This is a genomic window from Acinetobacter sp. I-MWF, from assembly GCF_025433935.1.
GTDB classification, from domain to species: Bacteria; Pseudomonadota; Gammaproteobacteria; order Pseudomonadales; family Moraxellaceae; genus Acinetobacter; species Acinetobacter guillouiae.
The window spans coordinates 1,493,853-1,512,329 of record NZ_JAMBAR010000001.1; the positions used below are offsets into that span (position 1 = coordinate 1,493,853).

17 protein-coding genes are annotated in these 18,477 nt (G+C 37.7%); 11 read left to right on the forward strand and 6 right to left on the reverse strand.

All coding sequences use genetic code 11. The features are described from left to right. Position 1 precedes the first annotated feature (1 nt). The 6 genes from hda (at position 2) to M2R48_RS07060 (ending at position 8,226) form a co-directional block, all read left to right on the forward strand. Positions 2 to 709 (forward strand): DnaA regulatory inactivator Hda, encoded by a 708-nt coding sequence (gene hda, locus M2R48_RS07035; RefSeq protein ID WP_004721759.1) that lies wholly within the window; start codon positions 2 to 4, stop codon positions 707 to 709. Positions 710 to 880: 171 nt separating this feature from the next. Continuing rightward, entirely contained in the window at positions 881 to 2,692 is a 1,812-nt protein-coding gene (gene rbtA, locus M2R48_RS07040; protein ID WP_262085569.1) for a rhombotarget A, read from the forward strand. A 10-nt stretch (positions 2,693 to 2,702) separates the two neighbouring features. Next, positions 2,703 to 5,138: a CSLREA domain-containing protein gene (locus M2R48_RS07045; RefSeq protein ID WP_262085570.1), complete on the forward strand. Its 2,436-nt coding sequence runs from the start codon at positions 2,703 to 2,705 to the stop codon at positions 5,136 to 5,138. A 208-nt stretch (positions 5,139 to 5,346) separates the two neighbouring features. Next, positions 5,347 to 6,129 carry a tellurium resistance protein gene (locus M2R48_RS07050; protein WP_262085571.1) on the forward strand — a complete coding sequence of 261 codons (783 nt, stop codon included), beginning with the start codon at positions 5,347 to 5,349 and terminating at the stop codon, positions 6,127 to 6,129. 9 nt (positions 6,130 to 6,138) lie between these two features. Next, entirely contained in the window at positions 6,139 to 7,263 is a 1,125-nt protein-coding gene (locus M2R48_RS07055) for a toxic anion resistance protein (protein WP_262085572.1), read from the forward strand. A 45-nt stretch (positions 7,264 to 7,308) separates the two neighbouring features. After that, positions 7,309 to 8,226 carry a hypothetical protein gene (locus tag M2R48_RS07060; protein WP_262085573.1) on the forward strand — a complete coding sequence of 306 codons (918 nt, stop codon included), beginning with the start codon at positions 7,309 to 7,311 and terminating at the stop codon, positions 8,224 to 8,226. A gap of 102 nt (positions 8,227 to 8,328) precedes the next feature. Here M2R48_RS07060 and M2R48_RS07065 read toward each other — a convergent pair whose 3' ends face one another. Further along, entirely contained in the window at positions 8,329 to 8,949 is a 621-nt protein-coding gene (locus tag M2R48_RS07065; RefSeq protein WP_004721747.1) for a DsbA family protein, read from the reverse strand. 408 nt (positions 8,950 to 9,357) lie between these two features. On the opposite strand from M2R48_RS07065, the gene ahpF reads away from it, so the two are divergent. Next, positions 9,358 to 10,923: an alkyl hydroperoxide reductase subunit F gene (ahpF, locus tag M2R48_RS07070; RefSeq protein ID WP_262085574.1), complete on the forward strand. Its 1,566-nt coding sequence runs from the start codon at positions 9,358 to 9,360 to the stop codon at positions 10,921 to 10,923. A gap of 177 nt (positions 10,924 to 11,100) precedes the next feature. Here the strand turns inward: ahpF and M2R48_RS07075 are convergent, their stop codons facing one another. Beyond that, positions 11,101 to 11,757 (reverse strand): FMN-dependent NADH-azoreductase, encoded by a 657-nt coding sequence (locus M2R48_RS07075; RefSeq protein ID WP_004820284.1) that lies wholly within the window; start codon positions 11,755 to 11,757, stop codon positions 11,101 to 11,103. Between the two features lie 153 nt (positions 11,758 to 11,910). On the opposite strand from M2R48_RS07075, the gene M2R48_RS07080 reads away from it, so the two are divergent. Further along, entirely contained in the window at positions 11,911 to 12,768 is an 858-nt protein-coding gene (locus tag M2R48_RS07080; protein ID WP_262085575.1) for a LysR substrate-binding domain-containing protein, read from the forward strand. A 273-nt stretch (positions 12,769 to 13,041) separates the two neighbouring features. Here the strand turns inward: M2R48_RS07080 and M2R48_RS07085 are convergent, their stop codons facing one another. The 3 genes from M2R48_RS07085 to arsC all read right to left on the reverse strand — a co-directional run bounded on the left by M2R48_RS07085 (position 13,042) and on the right by arsC (position 15,297). Beyond that, positions 13,042 to 13,293: a YfhL family 4Fe-4S dicluster ferredoxin gene (locus M2R48_RS07085; RefSeq protein ID WP_004721738.1), complete on the reverse strand. Its 252-nt coding sequence runs from the start codon at positions 13,291 to 13,293 to the stop codon at positions 13,042 to 13,044. A gap of 9 nt (positions 13,294 to 13,302) precedes the next feature. Continuing rightward, positions 13,303 to 14,703, reverse strand: coding sequence for a tRNA 5-hydroxyuridine modification protein YegQ (gene yegQ / locus M2R48_RS07090; RefSeq protein ID WP_262085576.1), 1,401 nt, complete (start codon positions 14,701 to 14,703; stop codon positions 13,303 to 13,305). 165 nt (positions 14,704 to 14,868) lie between these two features. Then, positions 14,869 to 15,297: an arsenate reductase (glutaredoxin) gene (gene arsC / locus M2R48_RS07095; RefSeq protein ID WP_262085577.1), complete on the reverse strand. Its 429-nt coding sequence runs from the start codon at positions 15,295 to 15,297 to the stop codon at positions 14,869 to 14,871. Between the two features lie 98 nt (positions 15,298 to 15,395). Here arsC and M2R48_RS07100 point away from each other — a divergent pair, with 98 nt between their 5' ends. Together M2R48_RS07100 and arsB are read left to right on the forward strand one after the other, a co-directional pair. Then, positions 15,396 to 15,719, forward strand: a complete 324-nt coding sequence (locus M2R48_RS07100) for an ArsR/SmtB family transcription factor (RefSeq protein WP_151801968.1) — start codon at positions 15,396 to 15,398, stop codon at positions 15,717 to 15,719. A gap of 6 nt (positions 15,720 to 15,725) precedes the next feature. Next, the gene (arsB, locus tag M2R48_RS07105) at positions 15,726 to 16,802 is read left to right on the forward strand and encodes an ACR3 family arsenite efflux transporter (protein ID WP_262085578.1); all 1,077 of its coding nucleotides are present in this window, start codon (positions 15,726 to 15,728) and stop codon (positions 16,800 to 16,802) included. 442 nt (positions 16,803 to 17,244) lie between these two features. Here the strand turns inward: arsB and M2R48_RS07110 are convergent, their stop codons facing one another. After that, positions 17,245 to 17,649, reverse strand: a complete 405-nt coding sequence (locus M2R48_RS07110) for a Cd(II)/Pb(II)-responsive transcriptional regulator (RefSeq protein WP_262085580.1) — start codon at positions 17,647 to 17,649, stop codon at positions 17,245 to 17,247. Positions 17,650 to 17,820: 171 nt separating this feature from the next. Between M2R48_RS07110 and M2R48_RS07115 the strand changes: the two genes are divergently transcribed. After that, positions 17,821 to 18,456, forward strand: coding sequence for a cation transporter (locus tag M2R48_RS07115; protein WP_096733672.1), 636 nt, complete (start codon positions 17,821 to 17,823; stop codon positions 18,454 to 18,456). The last annotated feature ends 21 nt before the right edge of the window (positions 18,457 to 18,477 follow it).

Consider the following 18,477-nt stretch of genomic DNA (forward strand, 5'->3'; position numbering starts at 1 on the left):
TATGCGTCAATTACAGTTGGATATAGAACCACAACTGGATGCCAGAATTAGTGATTTTTCTGGGCCAGGTTGGGGACCTGTAATTGATGCTGTGCGTCAGCTTCATGCAGGGCTGATGAATCGTTTCTACATCTATGGTGGTGCTGGAACTGGAAAAAGTCATTTACTCACGGCGATTTGCGATTCTTATTTAGAGATTGGCAAATCTGCGATTAAAGTATCGCTCTTAGAATTACTTGATGCGCCCATAGAGGCAATTACCTCATTAGAAAGCTATGATTTGGTTGCCTTGGATGATATCGAGGCCATTAGTGGTGTACCGCATTGGCAAAAAGCGGTATTTCATCTGATTAATAACAATAACGAAGATGGCGGACAGTTGGTGTTTTCATCAAGATTTGCGCCGATAGAATTAAAGCTAGAATTACCAGACCTACAATCTCGCCTTACTCAGGCAGTCAGTGTAAAAGTACCGAGTGGACAGTCCTATGCAGATCGACATGCTTTATTGCATTCTGTGTTGGAACGTCGGGGTGTACATTTTGACCCACAAATAACGGAATATTTGCTATTACATGGGCCACATCAAACGAGTACACTACTTCAGTCTGTTGAACAGCTAGAAAAGTTATTAAAGGGTGAGAAGACTAAATTATCTCATGCAACTTTAAGACAGCTCTATGCATTGATTGATGAATATCGACAATAGTTGATTTTTACTATTGTTGAGTGCGCGTAACACAAGAAGTGAAGTCAATAGATCGGCCGATGAAAATTCTTGAGAATTTTTATCGTGTGTGACAAAGTACGCAAAAAGGACTGATAGCAAAGCGTAATGCTGGCTAATAAGAAATAATTAAAAGAAATCAAGGAGACTATAATGCTCAAACGGGGCATAGGCTTAGGATTATTATGTATTACTGGTCAGGCATTTAGTGCAAATATTACTGTGACTACCACAGACGATATTGTAAAAGCTGATAATCAGTGTTCATTAAGAGAAGCAGTTGAATACGTCAATCAGGGAATGCCTGAAGCTGGCTATAATGGTTGTGGTGGCGGCAAAGAGGTGACTGCAAAAATTATATTACAAGGCAATAAAGAGTATTCACTGAATAAGCAAATCCGAATATTAAAGGATGTCGCATTTGGTTCGACCTATGAAAGTAACGTAAATAATACACAAACGCTTGTAGGTAAAAACAATGCCATTATTAAAATGGTTGGAAAAGAACGTTTATTTCAGATCGAAAAAGATATAGATGAGAAAGCAGAGACACCACCTGCAATGCTGAAGGTTTCATTTGATGAAATTACCTTAAAAGGTTGTGGTCAAGAGCTATGTGCTAAGCAAGGCGGTCTGATCTATAACAAAGAAGCATTGGGGATAAGTAATAGCCAGCTTTTAGATGGTCATGCTGAAGAAGGTGGTGCAATCTATAATGCAGGCATTTATGCTGCGAATACCGCATTAAGTATCGTTGCTATTAACAAGACCTTAATCAAAGGCAATAAAGCAGAAAAAGGTGGTGTAATTTATACTGAATTACCTGCATTTGTTATCACACAATCATTGATTCGAGATAATGAAGTTACTGATGCTACAAGTTCAAACTTTGAAACACAAAATCAATTTTCTGAAGATGCACTAAAAGCCTTTGGTTCTACTGCGCCCTATGGGATTGAAAATAGTACGATTTTTAACAATAAAGGCTATGTGGTTAAAGTCTACGATGCTATGCAGCTCAATAATATCACCATGATCCTCAATAGTATGGGCCTTATTGTAGACGCCCCTCAAAAGAAAGGTTTTGTTGCAAATAGTATTATTGCCAAAAATGGTACACAAGATTGTACGATTGTGTCTGGTGGTGAAGCAGAACAGATCAGTAATAATCTCTATTCTTCAGGATGTACTGGTTTTAAATCTACAGCCTTAGGTAATGCACAACTGATTGCTGGAAGTACCACAGAAGGCAAGTGTGACTATAGTACCAATGGGATTTTATGCCCATTTGCTGAGGCGCCTACGGTAGCTTTAGGTTATTTCTTACCACGAATTTTACCAAGTTATAATTCAGCTGAAGATTCTCTACTTATTAACCATGGCCCAGAACCTCAAGATAAGATAACACTTTGTTCATCTGTTGATCAGCGCGGGAAAAATCGAGATGTTAATTCAGAATTATGTGATCGTGGTGCTATTGAGTTGGTGATTAACACCTCAGATATTTCGACGGTGGGTCAAGATATTTTATATGGAGAAACAGCTAAATTTTCAATTTCAGATCAATTACAAGATGGCGAACTTGTCAGTGCTGAAAAGTGTAAACAAATTTTTAATCGTGAATTGGATGACAATGGTAAGCCTTGGCAAATTGGTTGCTTAAAAGTTATTCAAACCAATACCCCATCTAAAGGCACCATGACGATAAATCAGGCTGGTGATATTGTCTACACACCAAATAGTCGTTGGCAAGGTTCAGATGAATTTAAAATCAATGTAGTGACTTCAACTACAAGTTTTAATAAATCAGATAATCCTTATATTACGATCCCTGCGAGAATTGTACAAAGAAAACCTGATGACTTTAAGGACTATAAAGTAAAGACTTCTGGCGGAAGTTTAGGATTTCTTTCAATCATTGGATTGATCGGTTTAGCAGGCTATCGACGGATCAAATATAAGTAAAGGATTGCACATGAAAAACTATAAAAAAGGATTTCTGACACTTGTTGTATTGTCGACCATGTCATTGATGGCGGCAGATGATAAAACGATTTATGTGACCACCTTTGATGATGAAGATGGGACAAATCTTGATAAGTGTTCGTTAAGAGAAGCATTACGCGCTGCCGCCACACATAAAGCTTATGGTGGCTGTAGTGCAGGACAGGTTTATTCAACAGTACCCAATGTGATTCAGTTAGAAGCAGGTGAATATAAGTTGACTAAAGAGTTAAGACCTAACTCAGATGTTTCCATTGTTGGTAAAGAACCTGGTGACTATAGTCGCCCAGATGTATTGACCAATAATTTCCCTGCGGCAACCCCATTAAAAACCACAATTTCAGGTCAAGGAAACTCGCGTATTTTCAATACCATTTATGAAAATAAGCCGAGTTTAACGCTGAATGATTTGATTCTAAAAGATGGATCAAGTTTAAATGAGACCAATAACAGTGTGGGTGGTGCGATTTATGCTGGTGGTGCGACAACTTTAAATAACGTATCTATTCTGAATTCCAAAGCGAAAATTGGTGGTGCGATTTATTTAAACGATGTATCGAGCTCCCTGACTGTAAGTTATGGTCTATTTGATGGGAATACTGCGGACCAAGGCAGTGTACTTGGAATGACGTGTGCGGATAACTTGGTTTTTACAACACGAAATATTGCAGTGAGTGGTACGACTTTCATGAATAATGGTGCTGCAAATAGCTTAAGTATGTTTAGCTTTTGTGGGCAACCAGCAGTAACATTTACTGCAAATACCATGACCAAAAATACTGCAAGTGCCAGTCAAGGTAGCATCATCCAATTTAGCCAATTGACGCCACAAGGAAAGGTTAATTTTAGTGATAATTCTTCTTTGTCATTGGTCAGCAATACCATTGTAAAGAATGATGCTTGGGCAACCCTGCTGTATGGATTCAATGGTATAAAAGCATTGAGTAATAATATCTTGGCTTACAATACTGGGAAATCTTGCCGTTATGCAAATGGTGATGTGAGTAAGGTGGAAGGTTCAGGTGTTGTACTTGTTTATAATGCTTTAAAATTGGCTGCTGGTGATGATCAGTGCGAAGTTGCAGAGGCTGTGACTAAAGAGGGCAAGGACCATTCACTGGATCTGGCTAATATTGAATTTTCAACTATTTTAAATGAATTAGAAGCACCAAGTGAATCTACAGGCTTTATGCCAATGTATTTTCCTAAAAATTTAGGTACAGACAAAGATCTTGTCGATATTGGTTATACAGGTTGTAGTGGCGTTGATCAGCGTGGTGTCACACGCGTGATTGCAGAAAACTCAAATGGTCAAAACGATGTAGCAAATTCATGTGATATTGGCTCTACAGAAGTGTTACGTTTAACCGCAAATAACTTAAGTTCAACCAATACCTCGGTCGTTGCTGCACTTAGCTCTTATCAAAACATCTTGGATAATTACAATAAGTTGATTGCTGACCCAGCAACCAAGCAAGATTATATTCCCTTTTATAAATTTCAGTCAGAGTTGTATAGTAATTTAATCAAATACACCAAATCAGATCAAAAGTATCGCACGATTTTTGTCGATCCTTTTGTAGCCAATCTGCCTGCAGAAATTATAACTAAAGATGCTACTGGTAAAGATGTTCGGGTGGTAAAACATTTAAGTGTGGACAATTATGACGTGATTGTAAAACCACTTGGTGTGGGTTTGTTGGATGGCAATAAAGTCTTTGCAGGTAAGGAAGATCCAAACTTTAAATGTGAGTGGAATCCGAACTTAAAGAGAATTATGTTATGGCGTATAGATGACAGTGTTACACCATCGGGCGATAATGAATTCTGTAGTTATCAACTTAAGTTAAAGACAGATCCAAACATTAGCTCTTCAGCCTATGTGATTGGAAGCTTTACTAATATTGCACCTATTGTAGAGGATAGTAGTTTTAAAATTGAATATAGCTCAACCAAAGCAATTGACGTAGATTTACTGCAATATGCCAATGATGATGGTGATGGTAATGCGGCTGCATTAACAGCGAAGCCGAATAAACCAAAATTTTATGTCAATACAGATGGGGTTGAATTACCTATTCGTATTGGAACAAATATCGATCCTGTCGTGATTACTGCTGATCGTAGCGGCCCTTGTCCTGGTAGCGATAGTAAATATACCTGCTATGGTGGTAAAGTCCATATTCAACTTAGAAATACACTTGATCCATTTAGCTATAAATTTACCTACTATGTGTATGATGCGGATGGTGTTATTTCTAATGCTGCAACTGTGAAATTAGAAAACTCAGGTACAGCGCCAGGAAGTACACGTACAAGTGGTGGTGGTTCATTGGGGTGGTTGAGTATTCTTGGATTGTTCGGGTTAACAGCTTATCGTTGTATGAGTAGACAACCAAAGCAATAACAGTCAAATCAATACATTTAAAATAATCATTTTTAACACATTGTGTTATAGCAAAAAGCCAGTTTCTAAAAACTGGCTTTTTGCTATCTGTATGTTTTTTGCTATTTGTATGGGCTTTCTTCCTAATTTGTATTATAAGTTTTAAATAGAAAGGGTTTGTTGATTGATTTCCCTTAAATCATTGAAAAGTTATTCATTTTGAACTGATATGAAGCAATTTACTGTACTTACACCGCTTGAACAGATCCCATGTAGTTCTGATGAATTACTTTCGATTAAAAGAAATGATTTGGTTCCACTACTCGATAATCAAACACGACTGAATTTGTATGCTGATCAGTTGATTCAAGCACAATCGGTACTGTTAAAAGCCATCGATCCAAGTTTGACGCAAAAGCTGAGTCAAATTATTGCACATATTATTCAGCAATTATCTGCATCCAAGAAAAAGCTAAATCAACGTAAATTCAATGCGATACAAAAATGGTTAGGTTTGGATTTGGAATTTAGTGTTGGACAAGTCAAATATTTAAATGATTTAGAAAGTTTAATTGATGAAGCCAAACATTTGAGTCAAAGATTACAAATCGAAATTCAAAAGTCGGAAGCAAGATTCCAACAAGCCAATGGCTTAAGAGAGCAAATGGCGAAATATATTCGTGCAGCGCAGGAATTTTTACATGAATATCCTGCTTTTGTACAACATCGTCATCCCTTGGATAATTTTGCAGATCGGCTGTCTAAGAAAGTCAATACGCTACAAACGCTACAAGCCAGTAATGATATTGCGTTAGCACAAATGCAGTTAACACAACAGCTTTCGTTGAGCTTACTTGATCGCTTTAATGAAGCTCAGCATGTCCTGATTCCTGCATGGCAATATCATGTCAAACAGAGTAGTGCGCAGAATTCTTTTACAACGACTGAAGAATTGGATAAAAGTCGTGATAAATTAATTCAATCATTAAAGAAATCATTAGAAAATAAATAGGATAGAAGTATGAGTGATTCGAATCATCAAGCATTAACTGAAAAATCCAATACGCCGTTGGAATTACAAAAGTTTGAACAATTGAATTTGAAAGAAATAGGTTTAAACACCGAAGATTTTAATGAGGTTGTTAATGCGCATAAAGACCTAGCCAATATTAATCATGCATCCGTAGCTGAATATGGTAAAAATATTGCGACCAAAACATCTTCATATACAGATGAATTACTCAACTTAGTCAAAAATAAAGACTTAGATGTGACTGGACAAAAATTAAATGAAGTTGTGCAAGTTGCTCAGCAATTGAATACATCCAGCATTTTGAATCAATCAAAAAACTCAGGATTTATTGGAAGCATACTCAGTAAGTTTAAAGGTGCTAAGCAAAGTTTCGATCAACATTTTAATACCACTAAAGAGCAAATAGATTCATTGGTCAAGGAAATTGAAACATCGCAAACAGGTTTAAAAGCACGGGTGGACACATTAGATCGTATGTTTAATGGAGTGCAAGAGGAATATCGACAACTGGGTATTTATATTGCTGCAGGCCGAATCAAGCAAGTTGAAGTGCAGCAAGAAATTGCGACTTTATCTCAGCAAGAGCAAGATCCTAAAATCAATCAGCGTGTTTATGACCTCAACCATTTAGCCAACAATTTAGAAAAGCGGGTCAGTGATTTACAAGTCTTGCAACAATCTGCAATGCAAACCTTACCGATGATTCGTATTATTCAATCCAATAATATGATGTTGGTTGATAAATTTTATGCCATTAAAAATATTACTTTACCTGCATGGAAAAACCAGATCAGCTTGGCGATTTCACTAAATGAGCAACGAAATAGCGTACAACTTGCCAACACGATTGATGATGCAACCAATGAGCTATTAAAACGCAATGCAGATTTACTTCATCAAAATTCTGTGGATACTGCCAAAGCCAATCAACGTTCAGTGATTGATATTGAAACACTTGAACATGTTCAAAATACCCTGATTAAAACTGTAAATGATGTCATTCAAATTCAGAAAGAGGGCATGCAAAAACGTGAAGAGGCTTCGACTCGGATTAAAGCGCTTCAATCGAATTTGCAACAGTTGGTATTAGATACCAGTACACATCAATCCTAAGCCAAAGCTTAAATCTTGGCACAATCTCATCTAAAGGTGTAAAGGTTGACTGAAAAAACTCAATATCCTGTAGATATTCAACAGATCGAACATGGATTAAAAATACTTCAGCGTCGAAAACGGAATTTGATGGTTTCGGCTGTGGTTTTATCCTCTGTGGGTATCGCAAGTTTAGTTTCTGTTTTTTTTCAACAGGAATTGGTTTTTAACTTATTTGGTGTGGCACAACAGGTTCATCAATTGCACTTGCCATATATTCTAGATCAGCAGTTAAGAGAATATATCCATCAACCAGACTATCTGATGAATGCATTGTCATGGTTGGGTTGGTTGATCTTAAAATTAATAGTGTCTTTTATTGGCGCATTTATTATTGTGGGTGTATTAAAAAAAATTCGCTTTTTTAAAGTGCGCTTTCAATCTTTTATCCTTAAATTTGTAGCATGGCTTTTATCCTTGATTATACTCTGGTCTGGTTTGACTTATGTGCAATATGATCTGAAAGATGATGAAGACAAGGAGTTAAAATCATTTATAAAGTATGATCAAAACATTCAGCAAAGCGCTATTTATCAATATCTGCAAAGATCGGATGCGCCGGAAACAGTACAAAGCTATTTATTGGCACAAACCGCGTTGATGCATAAACCTGTTGATAAGGTTGTGGCGACGGTTTACGCAGAAAAATTGATTAAAGCGGAGCAATCTGATTCGCGCTTTTTGGAATACGGCTTTAAACCTGAGCAATTATGGACAATTCAACATCAGGTATTTAATCGAGCGCTTTCCCCGATTGCGCAAGGTGTTGAAGCGCAAGTGGGTCGTGCAAGCTTTTGGTCGAACATTGTTGAAAAGGTTTTATGGGGAATTTCAGCACTCAGTTTATTTTTTAGCTTGATGATTTATGGGGTGGCAAGCCGAATTGCGAAACGTTTACATCGAATTGGTCATCGTATCGGTTAGTGCAACATTTTAAAGCTTATACTTTGTAAAAATACTGATAAAAAGCACTTTTGTGATGAGCAAAAGTGCTTTTTTATTGCTGTAAAATTAAATCTCGTTGTCCTAAGCGACATCTTTCGCTCGGTTGGTAATCAGGTCTTTCAGTTCTAAGGTATCAAAGGTTTTATCCCAAATTTCACCATCCACAATATAGTAAGGCGTTGGGTGTTTACCGAAACCTTGTACATAGTGGGTGATCTCAGTTTGTTTATCTGCGATTTCCTTATGTTGAATAGAACGTAGAACTTTCGTGCCATCCAAGCCCATACCTTCGATGATTTGTTTCAGTACTTCTGGGTTGGCAATGTCTTTACCATGGGCGAATATGGCGTGGAATAAAGCCTGCGTTAATGCGAATTGGTCAAAGATATTGTCTAAAGCCAATATCGCTTGATGGGCTAAACGGCTATTGGGCATACGCTTCATATGCTCAATATCTACGGTTAAATCTTGACTATAAGCCGCAAATTTTGCCATATCAAGTTTGCGATTGGCTTCTTTGGTTCCATATCTTTCAGTCAGGTATTGATAAACATCTAAGCCTTGTTCTGGAATTTCTGGTAAAACTTGCACAGGTAATAATTCGATTTTTTTCGCCATGGGTTGATTCCAATGTTGTTTGAGTTTTTCAAACGCCACATAACTCATTGGATAGACGATATCGAATACGAACTCTATTTTCATTGTTTTACCTCTTCACTTATTTATACAGGAATTGTGAATAAGTACACCTTGTTGTACTTAATTGGAGAAACCACAACATAAATTTAGCTTAAAACTTTGTGGCTTGGCTGCGCATGATTTTTTGTAGAGAGATGGTCGAAGAAATATTATTTTTGTTGAAAATTAATCTAATTTTAAGTTTCGAGGAAGTCGGAGGATGTCTATTGATTTTCTAGCCAATGCCCATATATATACCAGCATTAAAGAATTTAAATTTGAGAATAGGGGGATATGCTGATGAGAACGTGGCTGATTTTTGTTAAACTAAAAAACCGATTGATTTAATAAAAACAAACTGTTTTATCTATTTTTTAAATAGACGTAATATACATTCAACGAAAGAAATTTACTCCCTTGGAGATTGTTAGCATGTTAGATACAAATACTTCTGCTCAATTAAAAACATTGTTAGAGCGTCTTGAGAGCCCAATTGAAATTGTTGCTTCTTTAAATGGTTCTGATAAGTCAGACAAAATTAAAGAGTTGGTGACTGAAATTGCTGCGCTGTCAGATCAAGTGACTGCACGTTTCGATGGTCAGAATGATCGTAAACCGAGCTTTGGTATTGCAAAAGTAGGTGAACAACCTCGTGTATTCTTTGCTGGTTTACCGATGGGGCATGAGTTTACCTCGCTAATTTTAGCTTTATTACAAGTATCAGGTTATGCGCCAAAAGTTTCTGATGAAATCTTGGCTCAAGTCAAAGGTTTAGACCTGACTGCGAATTTTGATGTATTCGTTTCTTTAAGCTGTCATAACTGCCCAGATGTTGTTCAAGCACTTAACTTGATTGCAATTAATAATCCTGGCACTACAGCGACCATGATCGACGGTGCATTCTTCCAAGATGAGGTTGAAGAACGCAAAATCTTGGCTGTACCTATGGTTTTCCAAAATGGCGAACATATTGGTCAAGGTCGTATGACTTTGGAAGAAATCGTTGCGAAATTGGACAGCGGTGCTGCGGCTAAAGATGCTGAAAAGCTGAATGCTAAAGAAGCGTTTGATGTATTGGTGATTGGTGGTGGACCTGCTGGTGCAACATCTGCGGTATATGCTGCACGTAAAGGGATTCGCACAGGTATTGTTTCTGAGCGCTTTGGTGGTCAGGTCATGGACACCATGGATATTGAAAACTTTATCTCAGTACAAAAAACACAAGGTCCTAAGTTTGGTTCAGATATGGAAGCGCATGTACGTGAGTACGGTGTGGACATTATGAACTTACAAAAAGTGAAAAACATTGTTGGTGCGGATCAAACAACTAATGGTTTAGTTGAAGTTGAACTGGAAAATGGTGCAAAACTTGAATCAAAAACGGTCATCTTATCTACAGGTGCACGTTGGAGAGAGATGAATGTACCAGGTGAGAAAGAGTACAAAACACGTGGTGTTGCATATTGCCCACACTGTGATGGTCCATTATTTAAAGGCAAGAAGGTTGCCGTGATTGGTGGGGGTAACTCAGGTGTAGAGGCCGCAATTGATCTTGCAGGTATTGTTGAACATGTCACATTGATCGAGTTTGATACTCAACTTCGTGCTGACCAAGTGCTTCAAGATAAATTGAATAGTTTGCCAAATACCACGGTGATTTTGAATGCACTCTCTACAGAAGTGATTGGTGATGGCTCGATTGTGACAGGGTTGAAGTATAAAGACCGTGCAACAGACGAACTGCATACCATTGAACTTGCGGGAATCTTTGTGCAAATTGGTTTATTACCAAACACAGATTTCTTAAAAGCAACTGCTGTAGAGCTTTCAAACCGTAATGAAATTGTGGTAAATGATCGTAATGAAACTAATGTAAAAGGTGTATTTGCTGCGGGTGACTGTACAACAGTGCCTTATAAACAAATCATCATTGCAGCTGGTGAGGGTGCAAAAGCGTCTTTATCTGCATTCGATTACATCATTCGTTCAGGTCAATAATCTTTCAATGATTGTATGTTGAAAAGCAAGCCAAAGTGTCGCAATGACAACTTTGGCTTGCCTTAACATTTATCTCATGTTTTACCCTTGATAGGAATTGAGTTGCTAACAGCTCAATTCCTTTTTTTGTGTTGGAGATTGAATACTATTGAAGAGATTTTGCGAAAATAAGCTTTGTTAATGTTGCAAATCTTGAACAAGCGCAATGGTTTTTTGTTCTGCGGCTTGGATCGATTGCGCTAACAACTCGCCACCAAATTCCTGATACTCAATTGCGATTTCATGAAATTTTTCGATACCTATAAAATTGAATGCTGTTTTTATTGCGGGTTCAGCATGATTGGGAAATGGCGCATCAGCTGAATCGAAGTCATGCCCACCACGGGCAGAAAGGATAATCATGGTTTTTTGATGATCCAAAAGCCCTGAGTACGGTTGCTCTTTACTAAGATCAAATGAGTAGGTTTTATTCATTCTCACGATGTGATCAATATAGGCTTTTAGATGAGCAGGTGTGCCAAAGTTATACATCGGTACGCCAAGCACAATAATATCTGCCCAATGTAATTCTTCGATAAACTCATTGCTCAGTTGTAGGCGTTGTTGTGCCTTTTCTTCAGATTCTGCATAACCAAATTCAGAAATGATCCACTCTTCATCAATATAAGGGGGTGGATTTCGACCTAAATCACGATGTTTAACTTGCACAGATGAATCAATTTCATTCCATTGATCAATAAATAATTCGGTTAAGCGTCGGCTTAAAGAACCATGTGGGTGCGTACCTGAAATACCTGTTCTTAAACTAGTATCTATTTTTAGTATATTTGCCATGATCATTACTCAATTTGTTGTTTGTTCAAATTGATTTTTATAGAATATGAAAAAAACAACAAACGATAAAAATACATGTTATAACTGAATCTAATTCATTTATATTTTGCACGGTGATCTTCGGTGGTTTTGCATAATTCCTTGGAGCAATTGTTGGCTTTTCAGCATGTCGCTGAACAACTCAGTTTTAAAAAAGCAGCAGACCAATTGTTTTTAACACCTACCGCCTTAAGCCATCGTATCAAGAAGCTGGAACATCAATTGAATATACAGTTATTCGAACGACGTACACGCTCGATTAGCCTAACGCCAGAAGGAGAGTATTTGCTTAAGCATGTACAGTCAGGTTTTGGACAGATTCAAACTGCTTTGTTTCAACTTGAGCAAAATAAACAAAGATTATTTACCATTACAACAACACCATCCTTTGCAAGTGAGTGGATTATTCCCTATTTGCCAGAGTTACAAAGTCGCTTTCCCAATATTATGTTTCGGGTACATGCGAGTTATGACCTCATCAATATGACGTCTGGTCTCTATGATTTAGCGATTCGGTATGGTTCAGGGGGCTATCAAGATGTTGATGCAGAATTATTTGCAGTTGATGAATATGTAGCTGTCGGGCATCCCTCTTTGGATATTGCAACTATGAACTGGACGACTGTGCCATTGATTCACTTTACCTGGGGAGACGAATACTGTCCAAATCGAGTCAATTGGCAGAAATGGTTTGAAAAACAAGGCTTACATATTCAAGCAGGGCAAGCGCAGGTATTTTATACGCAAGAAAGTCATGCAATTCAGGCTGTATTGTCTGGACAGGGTATTGCATTATTAAGCCGCATTTCGATTGCCAATGATTTACAACAAGGGCGGCTGAAAATTGTATCCCCATGTGTTGAAACGGCATGGAATTACTATTTTTTAACTTTGCCAGATGCTGATTTTATTGTGAATGAAGTCAAACAGTGGTGTAAGGAGAAGTTTTTGCAAAATTTTGCCCATGAATGAAGATCTGTGATTTTTTATCATCGCTTAGCTTTTTGCTTATATTGCCTATCTTGAAATTAAAGATTAAATCAAACAGAAATTTTTAAATAAGAAAAAAGCCAAAGTGTTCCCCAAATACACCTTGGCTTTTCCCTAATGTTGTTGTTTTCCCCTTTTCATGAGCTGTGTTGCCATACAGCTCAGCTCCATTTTCTTTATTGTTATTATTATCTGAACCTATGCGTTAACTAAGCAAAATACGTTCCAAGATTAGAATTGGTGTGGCATTTTGTCTTAGCCAAACAAACTTAGATAATGAAAGCGATTTAATAATTGTGCTTTGCTTTCTATATGTTGTGGATTTTGAACAATACATTCAATTGGACAGACATCCACACAGGTTTGATGTTCATAAAATCCGACACATTCAGTACAACGCTGTGTATCAATTTCATAGAACTTTTCGCCTTCAAAAATTGCCTGATTGGGGCATTCTGGTACACACATATCACAATTGATGCACTGGTCTGTAATCATTAAAGCCATTTCGATATCCTAAACTGCTTGGTAAGCCAATGATGATGCTGAAATATCAGCAGTCGAATTTGGTAAGTTTCTAATTAATAAGGCATATTGCATATCAATATCGGCAGGAATTGGAATTTCTACAATATATCCTGAGCCTTTTGCATCTATGATCGGTTGTCTGTTTTTATCTAAAATTTCATGAAGAATAAATGTGATGTTGCCAGATGTGGTCATGAGTTCCATAGAGTCACCCACAACAAAACGATTTTTCACCTCAATCTTGATGTAATCATCGTTGCGTTCAAGCACTTCACCAACAAATTGCTGATGGTCAAACTGAGAGGATCCCGATGCATAGTTTTGATATTCAGCATGGACATGACGGCGTAAGAAACCTTCGGTATAACCTCGATTGGCTAAACCTTCGAGTTGTGACATTAACGCCCGATCAAACGGTTTTCCTTGTAGCGCATCATCAATCGCTTTGCGATAAATTTGTGCTGTTCTGGCGCAATAAAAGTAAGATTTGGTGCGTCCTTCGATTTTTAAGGAATGAATGCCCATCTTGGTTAAACGGTCTACGTGCTGAACTGCACGTAAGTCTTTAGAGTTCATAAAGTAAGTGCCATGTTGGTCTTCTTCAGCAGCAAACATGTCTTCTTTATGACGTTGTAATAAAACCGGTTCGCCAAATTGATGTTGTTGTATGGCGTGTTGCTCGTCGGCATCTTTATTGTTGCAACAGTCTGATGCTGTCTCCAGTTGTTGGACTGGAATGACATCCCCAGATGCATCTTCTGTTGCTTCGTGAATATTGTATTCCCAGCGACATGCATTGGTGCAAGCGCCTTGATTAGCATCACGTTTATTCATATAGCCTGAAAGTAAGCAACGACCGGAATAAGCCATACAGAGTGCACCGTGTACGAAAACTTCGATTTCCATATCGGGTACATTCTGTTTAATTTCTTCAATTTCCTCGATAGATAACTCACGTGACAAAATGACACGGGTGAGTCCCATATTTTTCCAAAATTTTACGGTTGCCCAATTGACCGCATTTGCCTGTACAGACAGATGGATGGATATTTGTGGGAAGTTTTCTCGAACCAGCATGATCAAGCCAGGATCTGACATGATCAGTGCATCAGGTTGCATGGCGACCACAGGTTCAAGATCACGAATAAAATTTTTTAATTTAGCATTATGCGGTTGAATATTTACCACAACATAAAATTTTTTGCCTAAGGCATGCGCTTCAGCAATCCCTATTTTTAAATGATCATGATCAAACTCATTATTACGAACTCGCAAGCTATAGCGAGGTTGACCTGCATATACCGCATCGGCACCGTAAGCAAATGCATAACGCATATTCTTCAATGATCCAGCTGGTGATAGGAGTTCAGTAATGTGTGAGATGCTCATATAAATTTAAAAGGCATACTAAAAATATGGTTTTATTGTAAGGGTTTGAAAATAAGATTCAACCTAGTAAAACACTCAGGATTAATTGAGCTGATTTTTGTTAAAATATTTAATATTCAATATCTTATGTTTAATTAATCGGGTTTTTTGAAAAACCCTAAAAAATTATTTAAGCCTTTTTAATTGCTGATCGATAATAATTTCACCATCTTCTTTACTAAAAGCAGCACGTTGTGGCGCAGATAAGAGATCTAAAACCAATTCAGAGGGCCGACATAAACGTACACCCAATTCAGTCACCACAAAAGGGCGGTTGATTAAAATCGGGTATTGCAACATGAAATTAAGCAATTGATCGTCAGTCCATTCTGTTTGATCTAGTTTTAAGGTTTTATAAACATCAACATTTTTACGTATTGCATCTCGTACCGACAAAGTAGATTGCTGAATCAACTCGATGAGTTGTGCCTTGCTTGGTGGGTACTGTAAATACTCGATCACTTCAGGTTCGATACCTGCATTTCGAATGAGTGCAAGGGTATTGCGTGAAGTCCCACAGGCAGGATTATGATAAATCTTAATTTGAGATGACATCGATCGACTCTCTGTTAAAAAGCAATATTGCATTTATATATGGATATACGTATATTCGCAATAGTGAATATACTAAACCATAAAATTGAGTAATTGCGATGGATCAACCCGATTTCTTTAAGTGCTTATCTGACCCAACTCGTTTGGATATTTTAAAAATTGTGTTGGCACAAGGTAACGTTTGTGTTTGTGAAATCACCGAAGCCTTAAATTTAAGCCAGCCAAAGATTTCTAGACACTTGGCCTTGTTGAGGAATTTGTCCATTTTACTTGATCAACGCAAAGGCCAATGGGTGTATTACCGTTTAAATCCTGAATTACCAGAATGGGCCAATGCAGTATTAAACATAATTGCAGCGCAAACTGCGAATTCAGTTATGGGTGGTTCAGACTTGATCCAAATCAACAGCTGTTGTGAGTAAGCAGTTATGAACTCAAATCAGCCAACTTCGCGGCTTTCTTTTCTAGATCGCAATTTAACTTTATGGATCTTTATTGCGATGGGATTGGGGATCTGCATCAGCGTATATTTCCCACAGGTAGCAGTGGCTTTAAATCGTTTAAGCCTTGAGTCAGTCAATATACCCATTGCGATAGGTTTAATTTTGATGATGTATCCGCCACTTGCCAAAGTGGATTATGCGACCTTAGCTGTAGTCTTCAAAGACAAACGAACGTTAACTTTGTCTTTGCTACAAAACTGGTTAATCGCGCCGTGCCTGATGTTTGCTTTAGCGATCGTGTTTTTACATGCTTATCCTGAATATATGACGGGTTTAATTCTTATTGGTTTAGCACGTTGTATTGCGATGGTCTTAGTATGGAATAACTTAGCAGGTGGTGACAATCAATATGTCGCAGCTTTGGTTGCTTTTAATAGTATTTTCCAAATTGTCTTTTTTAGTACTTATGCTTGGTTGTTTTTAACAGTTCTACCACCGTATTTTGGTGTGGCAGGAAAAGTTATTGATGTTAGCTTTTGGACGATTACACATGCGGTTTTAATCTATTTAGGTATCCCATTTTTATTGGGCTTTCTAAGTCGGATTATTCTGGTTAAACGCAAAGGATTAGACTGGTATCAACAAATGTTTATCGCTAAAGTCAGCCCGCTGAGTTTATTGGCATTGTTATTTACCATTGTGGCGATGTTTAGTTTAAAAGGGGCGGATGTAGTTAGCTTACCATTCGATGTACTGCGAATTGCCATCCCATTAACCCTGTATTTTGTGGTGATGTTTTTCCTGAGCTTTTTTATGAGCAAATGGATGGGCAATGATTATCCTAAAACTACGGCGATTTCTTTTACCGCGGCAGGAAATAATTTTGAATTGGCACTTGCTGTCGCGATTGCAACATTTGGATTGGCTTCACCTGTCGCATTTACCACGATTATTGGTCCTTTGGTTGAAGTCCCTGTATTGATTGCGTTGGTCAGTGTTTCGCTATGGCTGCGCAAAACTATTTTTAAATCAGCGCATGGGCTCAATCAGCAGAGGGAATAGCCGAAAGACCTATTCAACACAACGTATAGTCAATCTGTCAAAAAATTTAGGTACAAGAATATAATTTTTATTAATAAATATTTTTAGTTAAATCAATTGCATGGGGTGATTTTTTAGCTTGTAAAGCTTGCAATGCCGCACCTTATATTCAAAGTTTAAATACCTTTGCGTAGGCGATTGCCTCCCTTTTTAGAGATAAAAAGGGACAAAAATCTTACGTTTAACAGGGCTCTTGCGCTGCAAACAAAGCAGTGCTTTATTTTTGCTCATATACCCCCGCTCAACGGCGACATCCATGTCGCCATGCGATAGCTACACCTTGTATGATTTAAAAGGACAAAAAACGAGTTGATAACTAATGGTTTTTTAAAGTTCATGCAAAAATATACGTTTCATTTGTGACCAATGACTTGTATGAATAAATAGATGGTTTGACTATAAATTATTCCGATCCTTCAAGTTTTTTGACAATCTGACAATGATCAATAGTGGTGTTCGAGGAGCAGGATTGACGTAATTCATGCAGTTGTGATTTAAAATGTTGTAATTCATATATTCGAGTTTCTACATGTCGAATATGTTCTTCAATCAATTGGTCAATGATTTTACAGCCTTGTTCAGGATGTTGTAGATGCTCTAAAAGTTGAGTAATTTCATGTAAGGTCATATCTAATGCGCGGCAACGTTTAATAAAAATAAGCCGCTTTAATGTTTCATCATCATAATATTTATAATTATTATCTGCACGATAACTGGATCTGATCAGATTTTTTTTCTCATAAAACCGCACAGTATCCGTCGACAGCTGAGTTTTTTTAGCGAGATCACTAATTAAGTATTGCTGCATGGTTTATTTTCCTGAATCAACTTGACCTTGGACTAACTCCATAGTTTTAAATAGCAGTATAGCTGAATTTTTCATCATTGTTGAAGCATGTGCTGATTTTCTGTAAAGCACCAACTTGACTGAAAAAAATAAGCAGAGAAGCCCATTTATATTGAATCAAGGAGAAGTGTCATGGCGTGTACATGTAGTCATGAACCTGCACCACAGAAACCGAATAGCAAGTTTAGAACGGCTTTGTGGATTGCACTGTTTATTAACCTTGCCATGTTCTTTGTTGAATTGATTGGTGGGGCGTATGCACATTCTTCTGCACTTTGGGCCGATTCTCTGGATTTCTTTGGTGATTCCATCAATTATGCCGTTTCTTTAGCGGTATTAGGCGCAACGCTGTATTGGCGAGCGACTGTTGCCTTGTTTAAAGGGGCAATCATGGCAATTTTTGGTTTTGTCGTGATCGGCAAAACGATCTATGCCTATACGAAAGGGATTCCGCCAGAAGCGATTACCATGGGAGCGATTGGTATACTGGCTTTAATCGCCAATGTGATTTCAGCCCTTGTGCTTTATGCTTTTAGAGATGGCGACTCCAATATGCAGTCTGTTTGGCTGTGTAGTCGTAATGATGCGATTGGAAATGTCGCCGTAATCTTTGCAGCTATTGGGGTTTTTGGTACAGGAAGCATGTTGCCAGATATTATTGTGGCCGTGATTATGGCGACTTTAGGCTTAACTGGCGGTTATCAGGTGATGAAGAAAGCACTACAAGAACGTAAACAAAATATGCCGACTCAACACGTCTTACAATGACCCTCAACTACTCAACAATAA